We start from the raw sequence: 18,138 nt of genomic DNA, 5'->3' as shown, positions 1-18,138 counted from the left end.
GAACATTACCAGATAGTCAGTAAAACCAGCGCCAGACAGACGGAGAGCGCAAAGAAGGAGAGGTCCATTAGCAGGGGATGCCAAATCTCGCCTGCATACATCCAGTCCCGCAGCTGGCGGTGGATAATCAACCAGATAAAAAAGCCCAGCAAAACGGCTTTAAAGACGGGAGGGAAATAGACAGAAGCGCCGAACACCAGGTCCTGGAGCGACAATCCGGCAGTGTTAAGACTCAGTTTCACAAGCAAAAATCCTTTGCCGTTGCAGGAAGAATGTTCAGGTTATGCGATTATTCACATTGTAAATCATTGTTCTGATTTTAGTGAATCGGGTAATTCATTTGTTTTGGTAATTTAAATGCTGCACACTATTCTAAAATCAGTATAATAACTTAGCAAGCTAATTATAAGGAGATGAAATTGGAATCGCCACTTGGTTCTGATCTGGCACGTTTGGTGCGCGTCTGGCGCGCGCTAATCGACCATCGCCTGAAACCTCTGGAGTTAACGCAGACGCACTGGGTCACGCTGCATAACATTCACCAGCTGCCGCCTGAACAGTCGCAGATTCAGCTGGCGAAAGCCATTGGTATTGAGCAGCCGTCGCTGGTTCGCACGCTCGACCAGCTGGAGGAGAAAGGGCTTATTTCTCGCCAGACCTGTGCTAACGATCGGCGGGCAAAACGTATCAAGCTTACCGAAAAAGCCGAGCCTCTGATCAACGAAATGGAAGAGGTTATCGGCAAAACGCGTGATGAGATTCTGGCCGGCGTATCTAAGGAAGAGGTGGAAACGCTGCTTAATTTGATTCGTAAACTTGAACACAATATTCTCGATCTCCAGGCAAAAGATTGACCTTAGCGAGGCCTTGAGGACTCTCAAGGCCTCTTTTTTATTTATTCACGCCAGACCACTACGCGGTTACGCCCGCTGTTTTTCGCTTCATACATCGCGGTATCCGCGCGCTTAACGCACTCTTCTGCCGAAACGTGCGCATCCTGCGTGGTGAACACGCCCATACTGATGGTCATTCTCTCCGGTAATCCCTCCTGCTTCTCGCTGACCGACAGGCGGATACGTTCGGCGATTGCCAGCGCTTCGTTGGCGCCGATATTCACCAGCAGCACGGCAAACTCTTCCCCGCCGATACGCGCGGCAGCGTCGTCCTGGCGCACGTTGTTCTGCAACACGCTGGCAGCAAACTGAATCACCTTATCTCCCTGCACGTGACCGTAGGTGTCGTTGATGCGCTTAAAGCGATCGAGGTCGCAGACGATGACCGACAGCGGCTGTGAAGCGGAAGCCTTCGACAACCGCTGGGTCAGGGTGTCATAGAAATAGCTGCGGTTATACAGCCGGGTCAGGGGATCGCGAATCGAGTTCTGGTAAGAGCGGACGTATCTTTCGTTTGATTCACGATAGAGTATAAAAACGTCACCAAGCAGAATTAAAATCAGAAACAGGGTGCTCAGCGTTTCAAAAAGCCGCGCCTGGTTCCAGGAGTGAGCGTTACCGCTAACCGTGGAGAGCAGCACCAGCAGCGTAAAGATATAGGCGGTACAAAAAAAAGCGCCGCTGTACCAGAATATATTACGCAGCCGAGTCAGGCCGATCAGTAAAATCAGCGTTAATGACCATATGATAATTAATAGCCAGCCAATTCGATTATGCCATAGTGGCGTAAAGGTGTAGGTTAGATTGTCAATGAATTCAATGCTTAGCAACGGCGAGTTGCTTGAATGAACCCACGATAATATGAGCGTTGCGGTGATAAAAATAAAACAACTACTGAGCACCGCGCCGTGAATTTTTCTTGAGTGGCCGGTAATATGTCGGATGCGATATAAAATAATTGAGGTTATAAATAAAACAGCCATCATTACGTTGCGGAAAAAATAAAAAATCAGCGCGTCATTTTGATTGATCTCGCGCCCCTGAGCGCAGACCAGCCAGTCGGGATAGCTGCCTATCGTTCCCAGCATCAGCAGGGCCGAGCAGGTAAACGCGAAGGCTATCGGGGCCAGGTACAGCTGTTTTTTATCACACAGATATTTCATGCCCATAAAGCAGGCAATCATAATATGAAAACCCATCAGTGAAATAGTTAGCACAGGGAAAAGCATGGATGATGTTGTAGAAATACGATGAATTAATGAGGTGGTAATAAAATTAACCACAGCAATAGAAAGACTGCACGCGATAGCGTAAATAAATATCCGGTAGGGTAAGCTTTTTATATTAACGCGCATAGTCAACATCCCTGAAAAATGCGAAGGTAAAACGACAGAATTGCCGCAATGTTTAAATAATACTGGCTGGAGAATACTTGATGGTGACGGGCGGAATATTGCGCGGGCGCAAATTAGTGCATGTATAAAAGAAAAATATAAATATATATGAATTATTTATTTACGCTGGGAAAATAATACGTATTTTATATCAATAAGCGGCCCGTCCGGGCCGCAGAGAGAAGATTTAGCGCGGGGAGACCGTCACCTGGCTGCCGCTGCCGGCAATGGCTACGCGCTGGCCGACGGAGAACGGCGTGCTGCCTTGCTTCTGCACTACCATGATGGTGTTACCGTCATCTTTGCGGATTTCCAGCTCAACGCCCTGAGTTTTGTTCATCGCGCCCTGTACGCCCTGACCGGCTACGCCGCCGGCGACAGCGCCTGCCGCCGTTGCGAGGGAGCGACCCGTGCCGCCGCCAATGGTGTTACCGAGGAAGCCGCCGAGCACCGCGCCGCCGATAGCGCCGATGGCGTTGCTGTCATCTCCGCCCTGAATCTGCACCGCGCGGGTATGCACAATGGTGCCGTAGGTCACGCTCTGGACCTGTTTGGCTTCAGATGCGGAGTAAACATCGCCGGACAGGCCGCTGCTGCTGACGCAGCCTGCAAGCGTAAAACCAATCATCGAGACAGCCAAAACACGTAAAATCATTTATGAATCTCCTGTTCACCAAGAAGCGTTCTGTTGAACTTCCTTGTAGCCAATTATATGGCATTTAAGCGTCTGCTGGCATAGCAGATGCAACGACTATACAAAAAATAATAATCAGAGTCGTCTCAACCTAAACTAAACACAAGTTCTTTACCCTAAGAACCGGCAGCGCTGCTTGTATTGTTAAAAAGTATTATAGCAGCGTAGCTTTGCCCCCTCGTTTATGATGGAGTGTGGGGATATACGAGAGTCATGGAATGAAGGAAAGCGTATGAAATCAGGCCGCTTTATCGGCGTTATGTCCGGCACCAGCCTTGATGGTGTTGATGTTGTTCTCGCAGCAATTAATGAAAATCTGGTTGCCCAGCAGGCCAGCCTGACCTATCCCATCCCCATCGCGATTAAAGAAGATATCCTGGCCATCTGCCAGGGGCAGCCGCTGACTCTCTCGCAGCTGGGGCGGCTCGATACGCGCCTGGGACGGCTATTTGCCGATGCGGTTCTGGCATTGATGGCTCAGGAAAAGCTTAAGGCGGCGGACATCATCGCTATCGGCTGCCACGGCCAAACGGTCTGGCATGAGCCAGCAGGCGATGCGCCGCATACTCTGCAGATTGGCGACAATAACCAGATTGCCGCGCATACCGGCGTGACGGTGGTCGGGGACTTTCGCCGTCGCGATATGGCGCTCGGCGGGCAGGGCGCGCCGCTGGTCCCGGCGTTCCACCACGCGCTGCTGGCGCACCCGGTTGAGCGTCGAATGGTTCTCAACATTGGCGGGATCGCCAACCTCTCTTTGCTGGCGCCAGGTCTGCCGGTGCGCGGCTACGACACCGGCCCGGGCAACATGCTGATGGATGCGTGGGTCTGGCGTCAGTGCGGTAAACCCTTCGATAAAGACGCACAGTGGGCCAGCGAGGGTAAAATTGTGCTGCCGTTGCTGCAGGATATGCTAAGCGATCCGTGGTTTGCGCTGCCGGCGCCAAAGAGCACCGGTCGTGAATACTTTAACTACGGCTGGCTGTCGCAGCATCTGGCGCGTTATCCGGGGCTTCGCGCCCAGGACGTTCAGGCGACCCTTGCGGAGCTGACCGCCGTCAGCATCAGTGAACAGGTGCTGCTCAGCGGGGGATGTGAACGTCTGTTGGTATGCGGCGGCGGGGCGCGCAATCCGCTTCTGATGGCCCGTCTGGCGGCGCTGCTGCCGGGAACCGAGGTATCGACGACCGATGAGGCGGGGATCAGCGGTGATGATATGGAGGCGCTGGCTTTCGCATGGCTGGCGTGGCGGACGCTTGCCGGACTACCCGGCAATCTCCCTTCCGTGACCGGCGCGTCGCAAGCTTCCGTGCTTGGTGCGATTTTTCCGGCCAATCCGCCGCAAAATCAGAGTTAACTGAAATCACCCGCGCCGGTTTCTTCGTAAACTGGACAGCGTTGAGGGAGGGCGTTATGCCTTCCCGGACCGGGAAAGTCGAAGGCAAATTGATGAAAAAAATTCTTATTCTTGCTGTACCTTTTATGCTGGCGGGCTGTAGCTATTACAACCAGTTTGTCGAGCGGATGAATACGGACACCCTCGAGTATCAGTGTGACCAGAAACCGTTGACCGTCCATCTCAATCATACTCGCCAGCAGGTCAGCTTTATTTACGATAATCAGCAGCTCAATTTACAGCAGGGGCTCTCCGCCTCTGGCGCGCGCTATACCGATGGCGTTTACGTTTTCTGGTCGAAGGGCGATAGCGCCACCGTCTATAAACGGGACCGTATCGTGCTGGAAAACTGTCAGCTGCAAACCGCCAAACGTTGAGATTTCAGCCATGGGGGCGCACAATAACGCTACCCTTTGATTATTTTCTCAATTGCCATGTCTGATAACGACGAATTGCAGCAAATCGCGCACCTGCGCCGTGAGTATACCCGTGGTGGCCTGCGCCGCCACGATCTTCCCGCCGAACCTCTGGCACTCTTTGAGCGCTGGCTGCGTCAGGCCTGTGACGCAAAGCTCGCTGACCCAACGGCGATGGTTGTCGCGACCGTCGATGAAAACTCGCAGCCTTACCAGCGCATCGTGTTGCTCAAGCACTACGATGAGAAAGGCCTGGTGTTCTATACCAACCTCGGCAGCCGCAAAGCCCATCAGATTGAAAAAAATCCCCGCATCAGCCTGCTTTTCCCATGGCATATGCTGGAGCGTCAGGTGATGGTTATCGGTAAAGCGGAACGTCTTTCAACGCTGGAAGTGGTGAAATATTTCCATAGCCGTCCGCGCGATAGTCAGATTGGCGCATGGGTGTCGCAGCAGTCCAGCCGTATCTCGGCGCGCGGCATCCTTGAGAGTAAGTTCCTCGAGCTTAAGCAAAAATTCCAGCAGGGCGAAGTGCCGCTGCCGAGCTTCTGGGGCGGATTCCGCGTCAGTATCGAACAGATGGAGTTCTGGCAGGGCGGCGAGCATCGTCTGCACGATCGTTTTCTCTACCAGCGGCAAAACGGCGGCTGGCAAATCGACCGACTGGCGCCATAAAGGACGCAAAAATGTTGTGTTAAGCGCTGGTGCATCGTGGCCCGGCGCTTTATTCTATACGCTTCATTTTTCAAGCTGCATCTTTGTTAGCTGCGCCTGCCTGGCTCTGTCGCTTACCTGAGTAAGTTCCCTGGGCTTTCACATGCTTGCCGCGGCGACGCAGCTTGAATAATTTTGCGTAGATATTTTTTTCGCGTCTGGCGAAAAGTCGTGTACCGGCAGAGGTGCAGTCGTTTTATAGATGGAGAATTTGATGGCAAGCAGTAACTTGATTAAACAATTGCAGGAGCGGGGGCTGATAGCCCAGGTGACGGACGAAGAAGCGTTAGCAGAGCGACTGGCGCAAGGCCCGATCGCGCTCTATTGCGGCTTCGATCCCACCGCTGACAGCTTGCATTTGGGGCATCTTGTTCCATTGTTATGCCTGAAACGCTTCCAGATGGCCGGCCATAAACCGGTTGCCCTGGTGGGCGGCGCGACCGGTCTGATTGGCGACCCGAGCTTTAAAGCCGCGGAGCGTAAACTGAACACTGAAGATACCGTGCAGGAGTGGGTAGATAAAATTCGCAAACAGGTCGCGCCTTTCCTCGACTTTGATTGCGGTGAAAATTCTGCCATTGCCGCCAACAACTACGACTGGTTTGGCAGCATGAACGTGCTGACTTTCCTGCGTGATATCGGCAAGCACTTCTCGGTAAACCAGATGATCAACAAAGAAGCGGTGAGGCAGCGTCTGAACCGTGACGACCAGGGCATCTCTTTTACCGAGTTCTCCTACAACCTGCTGCAGGGTTACGACTTTGCCTGCCTGAACAAGCTGCACGGCGTGGCGCTGCAAATCGGCGGTTCTGACCAGTGGGGCAACATTACCTCCGGTATCGACCTGACCCGTCGTCTGCACCAGAACCAGGTCTTTGGCCTGACCGTTCCGCTGATCACCAAGGCGGACGGCACGAAATTCGGTAAAACCGAAGGCGGCGCAGTGTGGCTGGATCCGAAGAAAACCAGTCCGTACAAGTTCTACCAGTTCTGGATCAACACCGCGGATGCCGACGTTTATCGCTTCCTGAAGTTCTTCACTTTTATGGACATGGCTGAAATCAATGCCCTGGAAGAAGAAGACAAAAACAGCGGTAAAGCACCGCGCGCCCAGTATGTGCTGGCCGAACAGGTGACCCGCCTGGTGCACGGTGAAGAAGGTCTGGTGGCGGCAAAACGCATTACCGAGAGCCTGTTCAACGGTAACCTGAGCGATTTGAGCGAAGCCGATTTCGAACAGCTGGCGCAGGATGGCGTGCCGATGATCGAAATGGATAAAGGCGCCGATCTGATGCAGGCGCTGGTGGATTCTGAACTGCAGCCGTCCCGCGGTCAGGCGCGTAAAACCATCGCATCCAATGCGGTGACCATCAACGGCGAAAAACAGTCCGACCCGGAATACGTATTTGTTGATGCCGACCGTCTCTTTGGTCGCTACACCTTACTGCGTCGCGGTAAGAAAAATTACTGTCTGGTCTGCTGGAAGTAATTGCGTAAAGGCAGGGGCGTGGGAAACCGCGCCCCTTATTTTTTGCTCTCAGGTAATCAAGATGAAGAATATCCTCGCCATCCAGTCCCACGTTGTGTTTGGCCATGCGGGCAACAGCGCCGCTGAATTTCCGATGCGCCGCCTTGGCGCCAACGTCTGGCCGCTTAATACCGTACAATTCTCCAACCATACCCAATACGGAAAGTGGACCGGCTGCGTGATGCCGCCAGCGCATCTGACGGAAATTGTTCAGGGGATTGCCGATATTAACCAGCTGCAGCGCTGTGACGCGGTATTAAGCGGATACCTGGGATCGGCGGAACAGGGCGAACATATTCTTGGCATCGTGCGTCAGGTGAAAAGCGCCAATCCGGCCGCGAAATATTTCTGCGATCCGGTCATGGGGCACCCTGAAAAGGGCTGTATCGTAGCGCCCGGCGTCGCGGAGTTTCATGTACGCTATGCGCTGCCGGCGAGCGATATTATTGCGCCAAACCTGGTTGAGCTGGAGATCCTCTGCGGGCATCCGGTGGCGAACGTTAACGAAGCGGTGCTGGCCGCGCGCGAGCTGATTGCACAGGGGCCGGAAGTGGTGCTGGTGAAGCATCTTTCGCGGGCCGGGCTGAGTATGGATCGTTTTGAAATGCTGCTGGTCACCGCGCAGGAAGCCTGGCACATCAGCCGTCCGCTGGTGGATTTTGGCATGCGCCAGCCGGTGGGCGTCGGCGATGTCACCAGCGGGCTGCTGCTGGTTAAGCTGCTGCAGGGCGCGGGACTGCGCGATGCGCTGGAGCACGTGACCGCCGCGGTGTATGAAATCATGCTGGCGACAAAAAATATGCAGGAGTATGAGCTACAGGTTGTGGCGGCTCAGGATCGCATCGCGCAGCCGGAGCACTACTTCAGCGCCACGCAGCTTTAAGAGGCGTGAGAACAACTTGCCCGACCTGCGTCGGGCAAGCATCGGCTTCACTTCAGCCCTTCAGCCTCGAGGGCGGCGGCTACCGCAGGCCGCGCGGCAACGCGCTTCATCCAGGCCGCAATATTGCTATAGCCTTCCATATCCAGCTTCACGGCGTACGCCCAGCGCAGCACGGTAAACAGGTAGCCATCGGCGATAGTGAAACGGTGCCCGTTAATCCACTCTTTATCTTCCAGGCATTCGTTCACGTACTGCATTTTTTTGTCCAGCAGCGCGCGAGCGACAGGTTTGTAATCCTCCGGCGTATCCGGGCGAAACAGCGGAGTAAAACCTTTATGCAGCTCCGTCGCCACGTAGTTTAGCCACTCCAGCGTCTGATAGCGGGCGATGCTTCCCACCGGCGCCAGCAGCTGGCGGTCCGGCACGCGATCGGCGATATATTGCATAATGGCCACGCCTTCCGTCAGCAGCACATCATCGTCCAGCAGCAGCGCCGGTACCTGACCCTTCGGGTTGATCTGCAGATAATCATCCCCGTTTTCGAGACGTTTTTTCATCACGTCAACGCCCTGCAGGGTGAAGTCCAGCCCGCTTTCGCGTAGCGCGATATGCGAAGCAAGAGAACAAGCGCCGGATTTGTAGAACAGTTTCATCGGTAACTCCTCGTGGCTGCGGTTTCCTGTATGTTAGTCCGCCCAGGGGTAAAAAAAAACCGCTAACAGCGCGTTAGCGGTTTAAATTTATGGGTTTTCCCGGGGAGCTTAAGCCGTAGCGGTATCGCTGGCTTTTGCCGTTTTATCGTCGTCCTGGGTCATACGGTTCAGCTTCGGCGCCGTCATGAGCATCAGGATGGCGATAATGCCGGTGGCGACACCGATATGCAGGAACACGCGACCGTAAACTTCCAGCGACATCAGCGGGTCAGTCACGTTATCCGGCACCGCCATCATGTTCGCCACGTAGCCGCCGATCAGGTTGGCGCCAGCGGTAGTCAGGAACCAGCTACCCATAATGAAGCCCATCAGGCGCTGCGGAACCAGCTGTGCCACCATCGCCAGACCCAGACCGGAAATCATCAGTTCACCGATACTCTGCAGGCCGTAGCTGATCACCAGCCAGCTGACGTTTACGATGCCCGCATCGCTGGCGAACTTAGCGCCCAGCGGCAGGACAAGGAAGGCGCCGGAGCACAGGACCATACCAATAGCAAACTTCATCGGCATCGGCAGGGTATCGCCCATCTTGTTATAAATGGCGGCCAGAATCGGGCTACCGATAATGATCCAGAAAGGGTTCAGCGCCTGGTACTGCTCAGGCTCGAAAGCGATGCCCAGCAGAGAGTGTTCAACGTTGCGAATCGCAAAGAAGTTGAGGGAGGTTGGCATCTGGCTGTACAGAACGAAGAAGATAATCGCCTGCAGCATCAGGATGAAAGCGACGATCATTTTGCGACGGGCCGCGCCCTGCATCGCGAAGGCTTCTTTAGCGAAAATAACGATGATGCCCAGCGCAACCACGCCCAGCGCCATACGTGCAATACCCTGGTTGTGCAGCAGCCAGGTTGCAATCGCGATGAGAACCACCACGCCAACGATAGTCGCCAGCAGCTTGCCTATCTGCAGCGGGGCGAAGTCAGGCTTCGAGCCGTACTGTTTAACCCAGCGCTGGCAGAAAGTGAAGTTGACGATGGTGATCACCAGGCCGACAAAGCTCAGGGCGAAAGCGACGCTCCAGCCGAACTTCGCCGCCAGCCATGGCGTGGCCAGCATAGAGAAGAAAGAACCGATGTTGATGGACATGTAGTACATGGTAAATGCACCGTCCAGACGCGGGTCGTTCTTTTCATAGCAGGTTGAGAGCAGGGAAGAGGGGTTAGCCTTAAACAGGCCGTTACCGACGGCAATCGTCGCCATACCTATATATACGATGCCTGCATCGTGCCCTGACCACGCCACCAGGCCGTAGCCGATAGCCAGAACGATTGCGCCGAGCATGATGACGCGCTTAGTGCCAAGCACCTTGTCGCCCAGCCAGCCGCCAATCGCCACCAGACCGTAGACCAGGGCGCTAAAGGAGGAGAACAGAGTAATAGAGTCCGCTTCTGACATACCCAGCTGTTTAACCAGGTAAACGGCCATGATCCCTTGCAGGCCGTAGAAACCAAAACGTTCCCACAGCTCAATAGAGAAGATGAGATAGAACGAACGTGGTTGTTTGAAAGCGTTTAAACTTACGCTTTCTGTTGGTTTATTGTTTGCAGTCGACACAAATACCTCTTTTTTTACATCCCATATTAACGGGGGGTGTTCGGGGCGCAATCTTCTCAGACCGCCGCCTTTATAGTTATTCTGGAGGGAAAACGGCAGGTAATGTTCACTATCCTGCCCCTTCAGGCAATAGCTTTGCAATAATCTGTTACACATATTCCATGCGGCATAATACACCGCCTACTCAAATGTTATTCAGAGTTAAATTTCAAGGTTTAGCCAAAGGGAGAGTTTTTATCTGTTGGAATCCGAAGTTTTTCGCATAATGGCGATATGTTCGGCTGTATGCGCTTGCATCCAGTGATATAGCCCGTAATCCTAAAAATTGATGGGTTATTGTTTTGGTATTTAACTTAAGGGTATTTGAATCAGCAGGTTTGCACGCAAAAGCGTTAACATTAAATCAACAATAAATTGACCAGGTGATCTCGATCACAAATGTATAGAAATTTTGCCTCTAAAAAAAATGAATAAGCTGGCCGATGATTATATAACCGCATAATCACCCGCAACAGCGCGAAAATGATGGCGTGAATGTCGATGAAGGCGGGGGAAAAGCAGCGTCATCACCCTGATGGATAATGACGCGATGCGTGTTCAGAGATCGACCTTCTCTTTGTACTCGCAAAGGTCTTCTATCAGGCAGGAGCCGCAGCGCGGTTTGCGGGCAATACAGGTATAACGACCGTGCAGGATTAACCAGTGATGGCAGTCGACTTTAAATTCCGCTGGAACCACCTTTAACAGCTTTTCTTCGACCTGTTCAACGTTCTTACCGGGCGCGAATTGTGTCCGATTGCAAACGCGGAAGATATGCGTATCGACGGCGATTGTCGGCCAGCCGAAGGCGGTGTTGAGTACCACGTTCGCGGTTTTACGGCCGACGCCGGGAAGCGCCTCAAGGGCCGCCCGATCTTCCGGCACTTCACCATTGTGCTGCTCAAGCAGGATACGACAGGTCTTGATGACGTTTTCTGCTTTGCTGTTAAACAGGCCAATGGTCTTGATATACGACTTCACGCCCTCAACGCCCAGCGCCAGCATGGCCGCCGGCGTGTTGGCGACCGGGTAGAGTTTTGCCGTCGCTTTGTTGACGCTGACGTCGGTGGCCTGCGCCGAGAGCAGGACGGCGATCAATAATTCAAACGGCGAGTGAAAATTCAGCTCCGTAGTGGGGTGCGGGTTGTTATCCCTGAGCCTGGTGAGGATCTCCAGGCGTTTACTCTTATTCATTCCAGGCTTTTCCCGTCACATCAGACGGCGCAACGACATCGGCTTGTACCGCTTTAGCTTTGCGCTGTTTGCTACGTTCATCGATAAGGTATTTTACCGCCAACATCATGCCGAGGCCAATAAATGCCCCCGGCGGCAGCATCGCCAGCAGAAACGGCGTATCGGTATGAAATACTTCAATGCGCAGAACTTTAGCCCAGCTGCCGAGCAGGCTATCGGCACCGTCAAACAGGGTACCGTTGCCGAGAATTTCCCGCATTGAGCCGAGCACAAACATCGCGCAGGTGGCCCCCATACCGATGGAAAAACCATCCAGCGCCGACAGCGCCGGGCCTTTTTTCGCGGCAAAGGCCTCAGCGCGCCCAACCACGATACAGTTGGTGACAATCAGCGGGATAAAGATCCCCAGAGACTGATAGAGGCCGAACGCGTAGGCGTTGATCAGCATCTGCACGACGCTCACCACCGAAGCGATGATCATGACGTAAATCGGAATACGGATTTCCGCCGGCGTCCAGCGGCGCAGGCTGGAAATAGTCAGGTTCGTCAGGGTGAGCACCAGCGTCGTCGCCAGCCCAAGGCCAAGGGCGTTGGTGGCGGTCGAGGTCACGGCGAGTAGGGGACACATCCCCAGCAGCTGAACCAGCGCGGAGTTGTTTTTCCACAACCCCTGAACAATAACGTCTTTTACTTCGCTCATGATTTAGTCTCCACAGGGAGTGAATGCGGAAATCTGCGCGGGCAGCGTTTGTGCGTACAGGCCGGCGCGCTTGACGGCATTGACCACCGCGCGCGGGGTAATGGTGGCCCCGGTAAACTGGTCGAAGTCGCCGCCGTCTTTTTTCACGGCCCAGTGGCTGTCGTTTTGCCCATGAATCACTTTACCGGCAAAGAGGGTGATCCAGTCGGAAATTCTGAGTTCGATTTTATCGCCCAGCCCCGGCGTCTCATGATGTTCGGTGACGCGGGTACCCAGCACGGTACCTTTCAAATCGGCGGCCACCAGCAACTGAATGGCCCCGGAATAGCCGTCCGGTGCGGTGGCTTCCATCACCGCAGCCACCGGTTTTTCGCCATCCTGAGCGATCCAAACCTTGTGCTGGCCTTTTCCCAGCGCCGGGGCGGTAACTTGATAACAGCTTTTCAGCAAGTCGTTGTTATAAAGATTAGCCGGCATAACCTGGTCAAATAAGGCTTTTTGCTGCTGGGCAGCCTGGTCTTCAATGGTGCTTTTGGTCAGCTCGTTAATCGCGGCCGTCAGCCCGGTAGACCCCGCCGCAAAGAGGGCCAGCGTGATGCCGTGTTTACGCATGCTTTGTAACATGTTCGGGTCCTCAGCGGTGGCCGTACGCGCGCGGGCGCGTATAGTAATCGATCAAGGGAACGGTAATATTGGCCAGCAGAACGGCAAAGGCCACGCCATCCGGATAGCCGCCAAAGCTGCGAATTAGCCATACCAGTAATCCCGCCAACGCGCCGAAGATCAGGCGTCCGCGATTGGTGGTGGAGGCGGTTACCGGATCCGTCAGAATAAAGAACGCGCCCAGCATGGTGGCGCCGGACAGCAGATGAATCTGCGGCGAGGCGAGGCTTTCCGGGGAGAACAGCCATCCGAGGGTAGCACAAACGGCAAGGCTCAGCAGAAAACTGACCGGAATATGCCAGCGAATGGCTTTCTGCCATAACAGGAACAGACCACCCGCCAGATACGCCACGTTAACCCACTGCCAGCCGAGGCCGGCGAGCGCGCCGCCGTAGACAGGATACTGGAGAATCTCTTCAACCGCGTGACCGGCATGAAGCGAGGTTTTGAAGGTATCCAGCGGCGTGGCCTGGCTGATACCGTCAATGCCCATTCGCAGGCTGTTCATGTCTCCACCGCTCGCCGTGTGGCCAGTGAAAATCATCCGCAGCGCGTCGCTAAACCCGGGAACATTGGCGGCTATCTCATGCGGTGGGAGCCACGAAGTCATCTGGACCGGGAAGGAGATGAGCAGTACGACATAGCCGATCATCGCCGGGTTAAAAGGATTATGACCCAGACCACCGTAGAGCTGTTTAGCGATGATCACCGCGAACGCGGTCCCCAGCACCACCATCCACCAGGGAGCAAAAGGCGGAATACTGATGGCCAGCAGCAGGCCGGTCAGCAGCGCGGAGTTATCGGCGAGGATCGCGGGAATATTTTGTTTGCGCAGTTTAAGGATGGCCGCTTCGGCTCCCCACGCCGTGATGGCGGCAAGGATAATTTGCAGCACGGTACCCCAGCCGAAAAACCAGGTCTGAACCGCGATGCCGGGCACGGCGGCGAGCAGCACCAGCAGCATAATCCGCGAAGTCTGGCGCTGATTGTGGGTATAAGGGGAACTTGCGATTCTGAAAACCATTTAATCCTCGTTAACTGCCTGCCGGGATGCTTTCCGGGCCTGAACGCGGGCGATTGCTTCAGCGACTGCCGCTTTGCGGGCGTCATCATTGGCTGCCGACGGGGGAACTGCTTGTTGCTGTTGTTCTGCTTTACGCGCTTTAGCCCGGGCGATGGCGGCCTCGACGGCGGCCTTGCGCGGGTCAACGGCGGCGGGCTGCTCCGCTGGGGCGTCTTCTGCCGAAGCGGCCTGCTGTTGGGCTTTACGCGCTTTGGCGCGGGCGATGGCGGCCTCAACGGCAGCTTTGCGCGGGTCAACGGCGGTGGGCTGCTCTGCTGCGGCGTCTTCCGCAGGAACCGCCTGCTGTTGGGCTTTACGCGCTTTGGCGCGGGCGATGGCGGCCTCAACGGCGGCTTTGCGCGGGTCAACGGCGGCAGGCTGCTCTGCTGCGGCGTCTTCCGCAGGAACCACCTGCTGTTCGACTTTGCGCGCTTTGGCGCGGGTGATGGCGGCCTCGACGGCGGCCTTGCGCGGGTCAACGGCGGCGTCGGATGACGGCCCGGCGACGTTGCTTTGTGCCTGTTGCTGCGCTTTGCGTGCCCGGGCCTCGGCCTTACGGGCTTCCCGGGCGGCAATGGCTTCGCTGTTATCCGGTTTGGCGCCGGAGAGCACGATAATCGGCTGCGCCGCGTCACGCTGCTTTTCCCGTACCCGGGCAAGGGCGGCGTTAATCGCGTCCTGATCTTTCGCCGCGGGCTGGACCGCGGCCTGCTTATGCCGTTCCAGACGCGCGGCTTTATCGCGCTCAAGACGCGCCTGACGGGCCTCAAAGCGTAATTTCGCCTCCGCCGCGCGTTTCTCTTCCTGAGCAAGCGCGTAAATCTCCGCTTTTTCCTGGCGGAAGTACTGCACCAGCGGGATATTGCTTGGGCAGACCCAGGCGCAGGCGCCGCACTCAATGCAATCCGCCAGGTTATGGCTGGTGGCTTTGTCGTGCTGCTGGCCTTTGCTGAACCAATAAAGCTGCTGCGGCAGAAGATCGGCCGGGCAGGCGTCCGCGCAGGCGCTGCAGCGGATGCAGCCTTTTTCCTCTTCCGGCTCGCCCATTTCGCTCGCCGACGGCGCCAGCAGGCAGTTGGTGATTTTCACGACCGGCACGTCGAGCCACGGCAGGGTGAAGCCCATCAGCGGCCCGCCCATAATTACCATAGGATCGCCGCTCGGACAGAAACCGGCATCGTTGAGCAGATGGCTGACCGGAGTGCCGAGGCGCGCCCAGACGTTGCCCGGACGCGAGATCGCTTCCCCGGTCAGGGTGACGACGCGTTCAGTCAGCGGCTCGCCGTCGATTACCGCGCGTTTCACCGCATAGGCGGTGCCGACGTTCTGCATCAGCACGCCGATGTCAGAGGAGCGTCCGCCGTGAGGCACCTGCTTGCCGGTGAGGATCTGCGTCAGCTGTTTCGCGCCGCCGGAGGGATATTTCGTGGGGATCACGCGCAGGGAAATACCGTGCGTGTCGGCTAATACCGCGCGCAGCATCGAAATCGCCTGCGGTTTATTATCCTCGATGCCGATCAGTACCTGAGCAGGCTGCAGAATATGGGCAAGGATGCGAATACCCTCGACGATCTGCGCCGCACAATCCTGCATCAGACGGTCGTCGGCGGTAATATAGGGTTCGCACTCGGCGGCGTTGATAATGAGTGTGTCGATTTTGTCGCCGCCGCCGCGCAGCTTGGTGCCGGTCGGGAAACCCGCGCCGCCCAGTCCGGCCACGCCAAACTGGTGAATACGCTCAATCAGCGCTTCGCGGGATTTATTCTGGTAATCGTTCCAGCCATCGCGTTCAATCCAGCGGTCTTCGCCATCGGCATCAATAATCACGCTCATTTCCGCCAGCGCGGAAGGGTGGGCGGTAGAGTGGGGGGCAATGGCCGCCACCGTACCGGACGTCGGGGCGTGCACCGGCAGCATTCTGCCCCAGCCGCGCGTTAACGGCTGGCCGCGCAGGACGCGATCGCCAGGCTGAACGCAGAGCTCACCTTCCGCGCCAATATGCTGTTTTAGCGGAATGACAAAACGCTGCGGCAGTGAAACCTGACGCAGCGGGGTACCGTTGGACTGGGTTTTCATTTCTGGCGGATGGATGCCGCCGTTGAAGTCCCAGACTTTATCTTTGCGAAAAGCGGAAAATAACTTAAACATGTTGTTCCACGGGAATAATGCGTACCGGGATGGTCTGAAGATCCCATTTCCAGGTTTCTGTCGTCGGCGCCACCGGGCGCAGTTCAATACATTGCGTCGGACAAGGCGCGACGCAAAGATTACAGCCGGTACAGAGATCGCTCATCACCGTATGCATGGCGCGCGTGGCGCCGACGATGGCATCGACGGGACAGGCCTGAATGCATTTTGTGCAGCCGATGCAGTTCGCCTCGTCGATCGCCGCCAGCATTCGCGCCGGTTCGGCTTCCTGCGCATCGCCGTCTGTCGGCTGCGGATCGACGTTCAATAGCTCGGCGATTTTCAGCATCACCGCTTCGCCGCCGGGGGCGCAGCAGTTGATTTTCTCGCCCTGGGTCCCCACCGCTTCAGCGTAGGGACGACAGCCAGGGTAGCCGCACTGGCCGCACTGGCTCTGCGGAAGCAGGGCATCAATTTTTTCCACCACCGGGTCATCTTCCACCTCAAAGCGGCGGGAGGCGTACCCCAGAATTAAGCCGAAAATTAGCCCCAGCAGGCTAATGGCGACCACGGCTATCCAGACAGCGTTCATTACAACTTCACCAAACCACTAAAGCCCATAAAAGCAAGGGACATTAAACCTGCGGTGACCAGCGCAATCGCGTTACCGCGAAACGGCGCGGGAACATCCGCTACCACCAGTCGCTCGCGAATGGAGGCGAAAAGCACCATAACCAGCGAAAAACCGACCGCGGCGGCAAAACCGTACAGCGCCGATTGCAGGAAATTATGCCCAAGGTTAATGTTGAGCAGCGCCACGCCGAGCACCGCGCAGTTGGTGGTGATCAGCGGCAGGAAGATGCCCAGCAGGCGATACAGCGCCGGGCTGGTTTTACGCACGACCATTTCGGTAAACTGCACCACCACGGCGATGACCAGGATAAAGGCCAGCGTACGTAAATAGACCAGATCCAGCGGGATAAGGATCCAGGTATCAATTAACCAGGCGCAAATAGAGGCCAGCGTCATCACAAACGTGGTGGCGAGCCCCATCCCCATAGCGGCTTCCAGCTTTTTGGAAACCCCCATAAACGGGCACAGTCCAAGAAACTTCACCAGCACGAAGTTGTTAACCAGGACAGTGCCAACAAAGAGCAGTAAATAATCAGCCATCATTCGACCTGAAATAGAAAAAGCCGTCTATTATCGAATAAATCGATACCGGCGACAACAGGTTAACTGTGTGGTTATTACGGATTCACAAAGGTCCGCTTAACCCGTTGAGAACGCCTGAAATAGGGCGCAAGCAGCGCTGCGGCGAGGAGAGGGAAAAGCAGCTGGCGCAGCGCGAGCGCGTCGGAAATCGGGGAAAAGGCAAAGGCTTTTACCGCCAGCAGAAGCGTGATCAGCAGCCAGATAATGTAGTGCTTCGGTACCCCTTTCCGCCGTTTAAAGAAGGCGATGGTCAACCACAGCGTGTAGTACCACATGGCGATCGCAAACGCTAACGAGGCGATCCACAGGGCGAGATGTTCGATACTCATCGCGCTCAGCAATGTGTAAGTCTGGGAAGACATCAGGGCATCAGCAAAAAACAGCAGCGACAATGAGGCGCTAAGCAGGGCTACCAGGAGCCATGCCAGCGGTGCCAGAAGCCATCCGCCAATACGTTCCACAGAGTCAGAAGACATTATTACTCCAAAATTCAACGCCAGTTATAAATAAAAGCAGGGCGGAAGTATAAGCAACTGGCGTGAATGATGACAGTCTTTATTGCACGTAGCGCCAGACGGACTTGGGCACTTCGCCGATGTTGAACAATTTGCCGCCAGAAACCAGCTCCGCCCGGCGATGGTCGGCCGCGCGATACATGTTGACGATCTCTTCGTTATCGGTCAGGGAATAGTTAAGGTGATCAAAAAGTTTTTCCAGACTTTCCAGCGAACTGATTTTACGAAATTTTAATAAGTAGTCCTGAACGGTCATTTGCGTATCCATTTTATAATCGGAATAAATTAAGTTGAATATACCCATACTGAGTAAACCTGTTCTCAACCGGCAGTTCCTTTCTAAGATAAACTGTATGCAATTATTTCGGTTGTAAATACCGGTGACAAGAACAGATGATGTTTCCGGCCTGGTAAAAAGAAATTTAAGCGTATTCCAG

General features: G+C 55.3%; 20 protein-coding genes. 6 read left to right on the top strand and 14 right to left on the bottom strand.

Features of this window, described 5'->3' with window-relative positions:
• Nucleotides 1-5: 5 nt before the first annotated feature.
• Nucleotides 6-242: a DUF1656 domain-containing protein gene (locus tag ABLU88_RS06570; RefSeq protein ID WP_004851455.1), complete on the bottom strand. Its 237-nt coding sequence runs from the start codon at nt 240-242 to the stop codon at nt 6-8.
• 171 nt (nt 243-413) lie between these two features.
• On the opposite strand from ABLU88_RS06570, the gene slyA reads away from it, so the two are divergent.
• A complete protein-coding gene (slyA, locus tag ABLU88_RS06565; RefSeq protein ID WP_016810099.1) occupies nt 414-854 on the top strand; it encodes a transcriptional regulator SlyA in 441 nt (146 codons plus the stop codon).
• A gap of 41 nt (nt 855-895) precedes the next feature.
• Here slyA and ABLU88_RS06560 read toward each other — a convergent pair whose 3' ends face one another.
• Nucleotides 896-2,248 carry a GGDEF domain-containing protein gene (locus ABLU88_RS06560; protein WP_064357277.1) on the bottom strand — a complete coding sequence of 451 codons (1,353 nt, stop codon included), beginning with the start codon at nt 2,246-2,248 and terminating at the stop codon, nt 896-898.
• Between the two features lie 226 nt (nt 2,249-2,474).
• Nucleotides 2,475-2,942: an outer membrane lipoprotein SlyB gene (gene slyB / locus ABLU88_RS06555; RefSeq protein WP_004851450.1), complete on the bottom strand. Its 468-nt coding sequence runs from the start codon at nt 2,940-2,942 to the stop codon at nt 2,475-2,477.
• A gap of 271 nt (nt 2,943-3,213) precedes the next feature.
• On the opposite strand from slyB, the gene anmK reads away from it, so the two are divergent.
• The 5 genes from anmK (at nt 3,214) to pdxY (ending at nt 7,918) form a co-directional block, all read left to right on the top strand.
• Nucleotides 3,214-4,338 carry an anhydro-N-acetylmuramic acid kinase gene (gene anmK / locus ABLU88_RS06550; RefSeq protein ID WP_032748924.1) on the top strand — a complete coding sequence of 375 codons (1,125 nt, stop codon included), beginning with the start codon at nt 3,214-3,216 and terminating at the stop codon, nt 4,336-4,338.
• A gap of 92 nt (nt 4,339-4,430) precedes the next feature.
• A complete protein-coding gene (mliC, locus tag ABLU88_RS06545) occupies nt 4,431-4,754 on the top strand; it encodes a C-type lysozyme inhibitor (RefSeq protein WP_014229593.1) in 324 nt (107 codons plus the stop codon).
• A gap of 57 nt (nt 4,755-4,811) precedes the next feature.
• Nucleotides 4,812-5,468, top strand: coding sequence for a pyridoxamine 5'-phosphate oxidase (gene pdxH / locus ABLU88_RS06540; protein WP_004851446.1), 657 nt, complete (start codon nt 4,812-4,814; stop codon nt 5,466-5,468).
• Between the two features lie 253 nt (nt 5,469-5,721).
• On the top strand, nt 5,722-6,996 hold the full coding sequence (gene tyrS, locus ABLU88_RS06535; protein WP_348836235.1) for a tyrosine--tRNA ligase: 1,275 nt from the start codon (nt 5,722-5,724) through the stop codon (nt 6,994-6,996).
• Between the two features lie 61 nt (nt 6,997-7,057).
• Nucleotides 7,058-7,918 (top strand): pyridoxal kinase PdxY, encoded by an 861-nt coding sequence (pdxY, locus tag ABLU88_RS06530; RefSeq protein ID WP_009654806.1) that lies wholly within the window; start codon nt 7,058-7,060, stop codon nt 7,916-7,918.
• Nucleotides 7,919-7,965: 47 nt separating this feature from the next.
• Here the strand turns inward: pdxY and gstA are convergent, their stop codons facing one another.
• From gstA to ydgT, 11 genes are all read right to left on the bottom strand, one after another.
• Nucleotides 7,966-8,571, bottom strand: a complete 606-nt coding sequence (gene gstA / locus ABLU88_RS06525) for a glutathione transferase GstA (RefSeq protein ID WP_004851441.1) — start codon at nt 8,569-8,571, stop codon at nt 7,966-7,968.
• Nucleotides 8,572-8,679: 108 nt separating this feature from the next.
• Nucleotides 8,680-10,185 (bottom strand): dipeptide/tripeptide permease DtpA, encoded by a 1,506-nt coding sequence (gene dtpA / locus ABLU88_RS06520; protein ID WP_032748929.1) that lies wholly within the window; start codon nt 10,183-10,185, stop codon nt 8,680-8,682.
• 597 nt (nt 10,186-10,782) lie between these two features.
• Nucleotides 10,783-11,418, bottom strand: a complete 636-nt coding sequence (gene nth, locus ABLU88_RS06515; protein ID WP_004851438.1) for an endonuclease III — start codon at nt 11,416-11,418, stop codon at nt 10,783-10,785.
• Entirely contained in the window at nt 11,411-12,118 is a 708-nt protein-coding gene (locus ABLU88_RS06510) for an electron transport complex subunit E (protein ID WP_004851436.1), read from the bottom strand. The genes nth and ABLU88_RS06510 overlap by 8 nt, the downstream gene beginning before the upstream one ends.
• 3 nt (nt 12,119-12,121) lie before the next feature.
• Nucleotides 12,122-12,742, bottom strand: coding sequence for an electron transport complex subunit RsxG (rsxG, locus tag ABLU88_RS06505; protein WP_196546650.1), 621 nt, complete (start codon nt 12,740-12,742; stop codon nt 12,122-12,124).
• 10 nt (nt 12,743-12,752) lie between these two features.
• Complete coding sequence (gene rsxD, locus ABLU88_RS06500; RefSeq protein ID WP_014229590.1) at nt 12,753-13,805, bottom strand: electron transport complex subunit RsxD; 1,053 nt, start codon at nt 13,803-13,805, stop codon at nt 12,753-12,755.
• Nucleotides 13,806-15,992: an electron transport complex subunit RsxC gene (rsxC, locus tag ABLU88_RS06495; RefSeq protein WP_348836234.1), complete on the bottom strand. Its 2,187-nt coding sequence runs from the start codon at nt 15,990-15,992 to the stop codon at nt 13,806-13,808.
• Nucleotides 15,985-16,563: an electron transport complex subunit RsxB gene (gene rsxB, locus ABLU88_RS06490; protein ID WP_196546647.1), complete on the bottom strand. Its 579-nt coding sequence runs from the start codon at nt 16,561-16,563 to the stop codon at nt 15,985-15,987. The genes rsxC and rsxB overlap by 8 nt, the downstream gene beginning before the upstream one ends.
• Complete coding sequence (gene rsxA / locus ABLU88_RS06485; RefSeq protein ID WP_004102633.1) at nt 16,563-17,144, bottom strand: electron transport complex subunit RsxA; 582 nt, start codon at nt 17,142-17,144, stop codon at nt 16,563-16,565. Before rsxA ends, rsxB begins: the two co-directional genes overlap by 1 nt.
• 77 nt (nt 17,145-17,221) lie before the next feature.
• Complete coding sequence (locus ABLU88_RS06480) at nt 17,222-17,662, bottom strand: DUF2569 domain-containing protein (protein WP_004851426.1); 441 nt, start codon at nt 17,660-17,662, stop codon at nt 17,222-17,224.
• Nucleotides 17,663-17,741: 79 nt separating this feature from the next.
• The gene (gene ydgT / locus ABLU88_RS06475) at nt 17,742-17,957 is read right to left on the bottom strand and encodes a transcription modulator YdgT (RefSeq protein ID WP_004134363.1); all 216 of its coding nucleotides are present in this window, start codon (nt 17,955-17,957) and stop codon (nt 17,742-17,744) included.
• Nucleotides 17,958-18,138 lie beyond the last annotated feature (181 nt).

The organism is Klebsiella sp. GW_Kp182, assembly GCF_040062275.1.
Taxonomy (GTDB): Bacteria; Pseudomonadota; Gammaproteobacteria; order Enterobacterales; family Enterobacteriaceae; genus Klebsiella; species Klebsiella michiganensis.
This window is presented reverse-complemented; position numbering and strand designations above follow the sequence as displayed.

Excerpts from the sequence above, each read along its gene's own strand:
- slyA (WP_016810099.1), top strand. The coding sequence starts at position 414 with ATGAAATTGGAATCGCCACTTGGTTCTGATCTGGCACGTTTGGTGCGC.
- ABLU88_RS06560 (WP_064357277.1), bottom strand. The coding sequence starts at position 2,248 with ATGCGCGTTAATATAAAAAGCTTACCCTACCGGATATTTATTTACGCT.
- slyB (WP_004851450.1), bottom strand. The coding sequence starts at position 2,942 with ATGATTTTACGTGTTTTGGCTGTCTCGATGATTGGTTTTACGCTTGCA.
- anmK (WP_032748924.1), top strand. The coding sequence starts at position 3,214 with ATGAAATCAGGCCGCTTTATCGGCGTTATGTCCGGCACCAGCCTTGAT.
- mliC (WP_014229593.1), top strand. The coding sequence starts at position 4,431 with ATGAAAAAAATTCTTATTCTTGCTGTACCTTTTATGCTGGCGGGCTGT.
- pdxH (WP_004851446.1), top strand. The coding sequence starts at position 4,812 with ATGTCTGATAACGACGAATTGCAGCAAATCGCGCACCTGCGCCGTGAG.
- tyrS (WP_348836235.1), top strand. The coding sequence starts at position 5,722 with ATGGCAAGCAGTAACTTGATTAAACAATTGCAGGAGCGGGGGCTGATA.
- pdxY (WP_009654806.1), top strand. The coding sequence starts at position 7,058 with ATGAAGAATATCCTCGCCATCCAGTCCCACGTTGTGTTTGGCCATGCG.
- gstA (WP_004851441.1), bottom strand. The coding sequence starts at position 8,571 with ATGAAACTGTTCTACAAATCCGGCGCTTGTTCTCTTGCTTCGCATATC.
- nth (WP_004851438.1), bottom strand. The coding sequence starts at position 11,418 with ATGAATAAGAGTAAACGCCTGGAGATCCTCACCAGGCTCAGGGATAAC.
- ABLU88_RS06510 (WP_004851436.1), bottom strand. The coding sequence starts at position 12,118 with ATGAGCGAAGTAAAAGACGTTATTGTTCAGGGGTTGTGGAAAAACAAC.
- rsxG (WP_196546650.1), bottom strand. The coding sequence starts at position 12,742 with ATGTTACAAAGCATGCGTAAACACGGCATCACGCTGGCCCTCTTTGCG.
- rsxD (WP_014229590.1), bottom strand. The coding sequence starts at position 13,805 with ATGGTTTTCAGAATCGCAAGTTCCCCTTATACCCACAATCAGCGCCAG.
- rsxC (WP_348836234.1), bottom strand. The coding sequence starts at position 15,992 with ATGTTTAAGTTATTTTCCGCTTTTCGCAAAGATAAAGTCTGGGACTTC.
- rsxB (WP_196546647.1), bottom strand. The coding sequence starts at position 16,563 with ATGAACGCTGTCTGGATAGCCGTGGTCGCCATTAGCCTGCTGGGGCTA.
- rsxA (WP_004102633.1), bottom strand. The coding sequence starts at position 17,144 with ATGGCTGATTATTTACTGCTCTTTGTTGGCACTGTCCTGGTTAACAAC.
- ABLU88_RS06480 (WP_004851426.1), bottom strand. The coding sequence starts at position 17,662 with ATGTCTTCTGACTCTGTGGAACGTATTGGCGGATGGCTTCTGGCACCG.
- ydgT (WP_004134363.1), bottom strand. The coding sequence starts at position 17,957 with ATGACCGTTCAGGACTACTTATTAAAATTTCGTAAAATCAGTTCGCTG.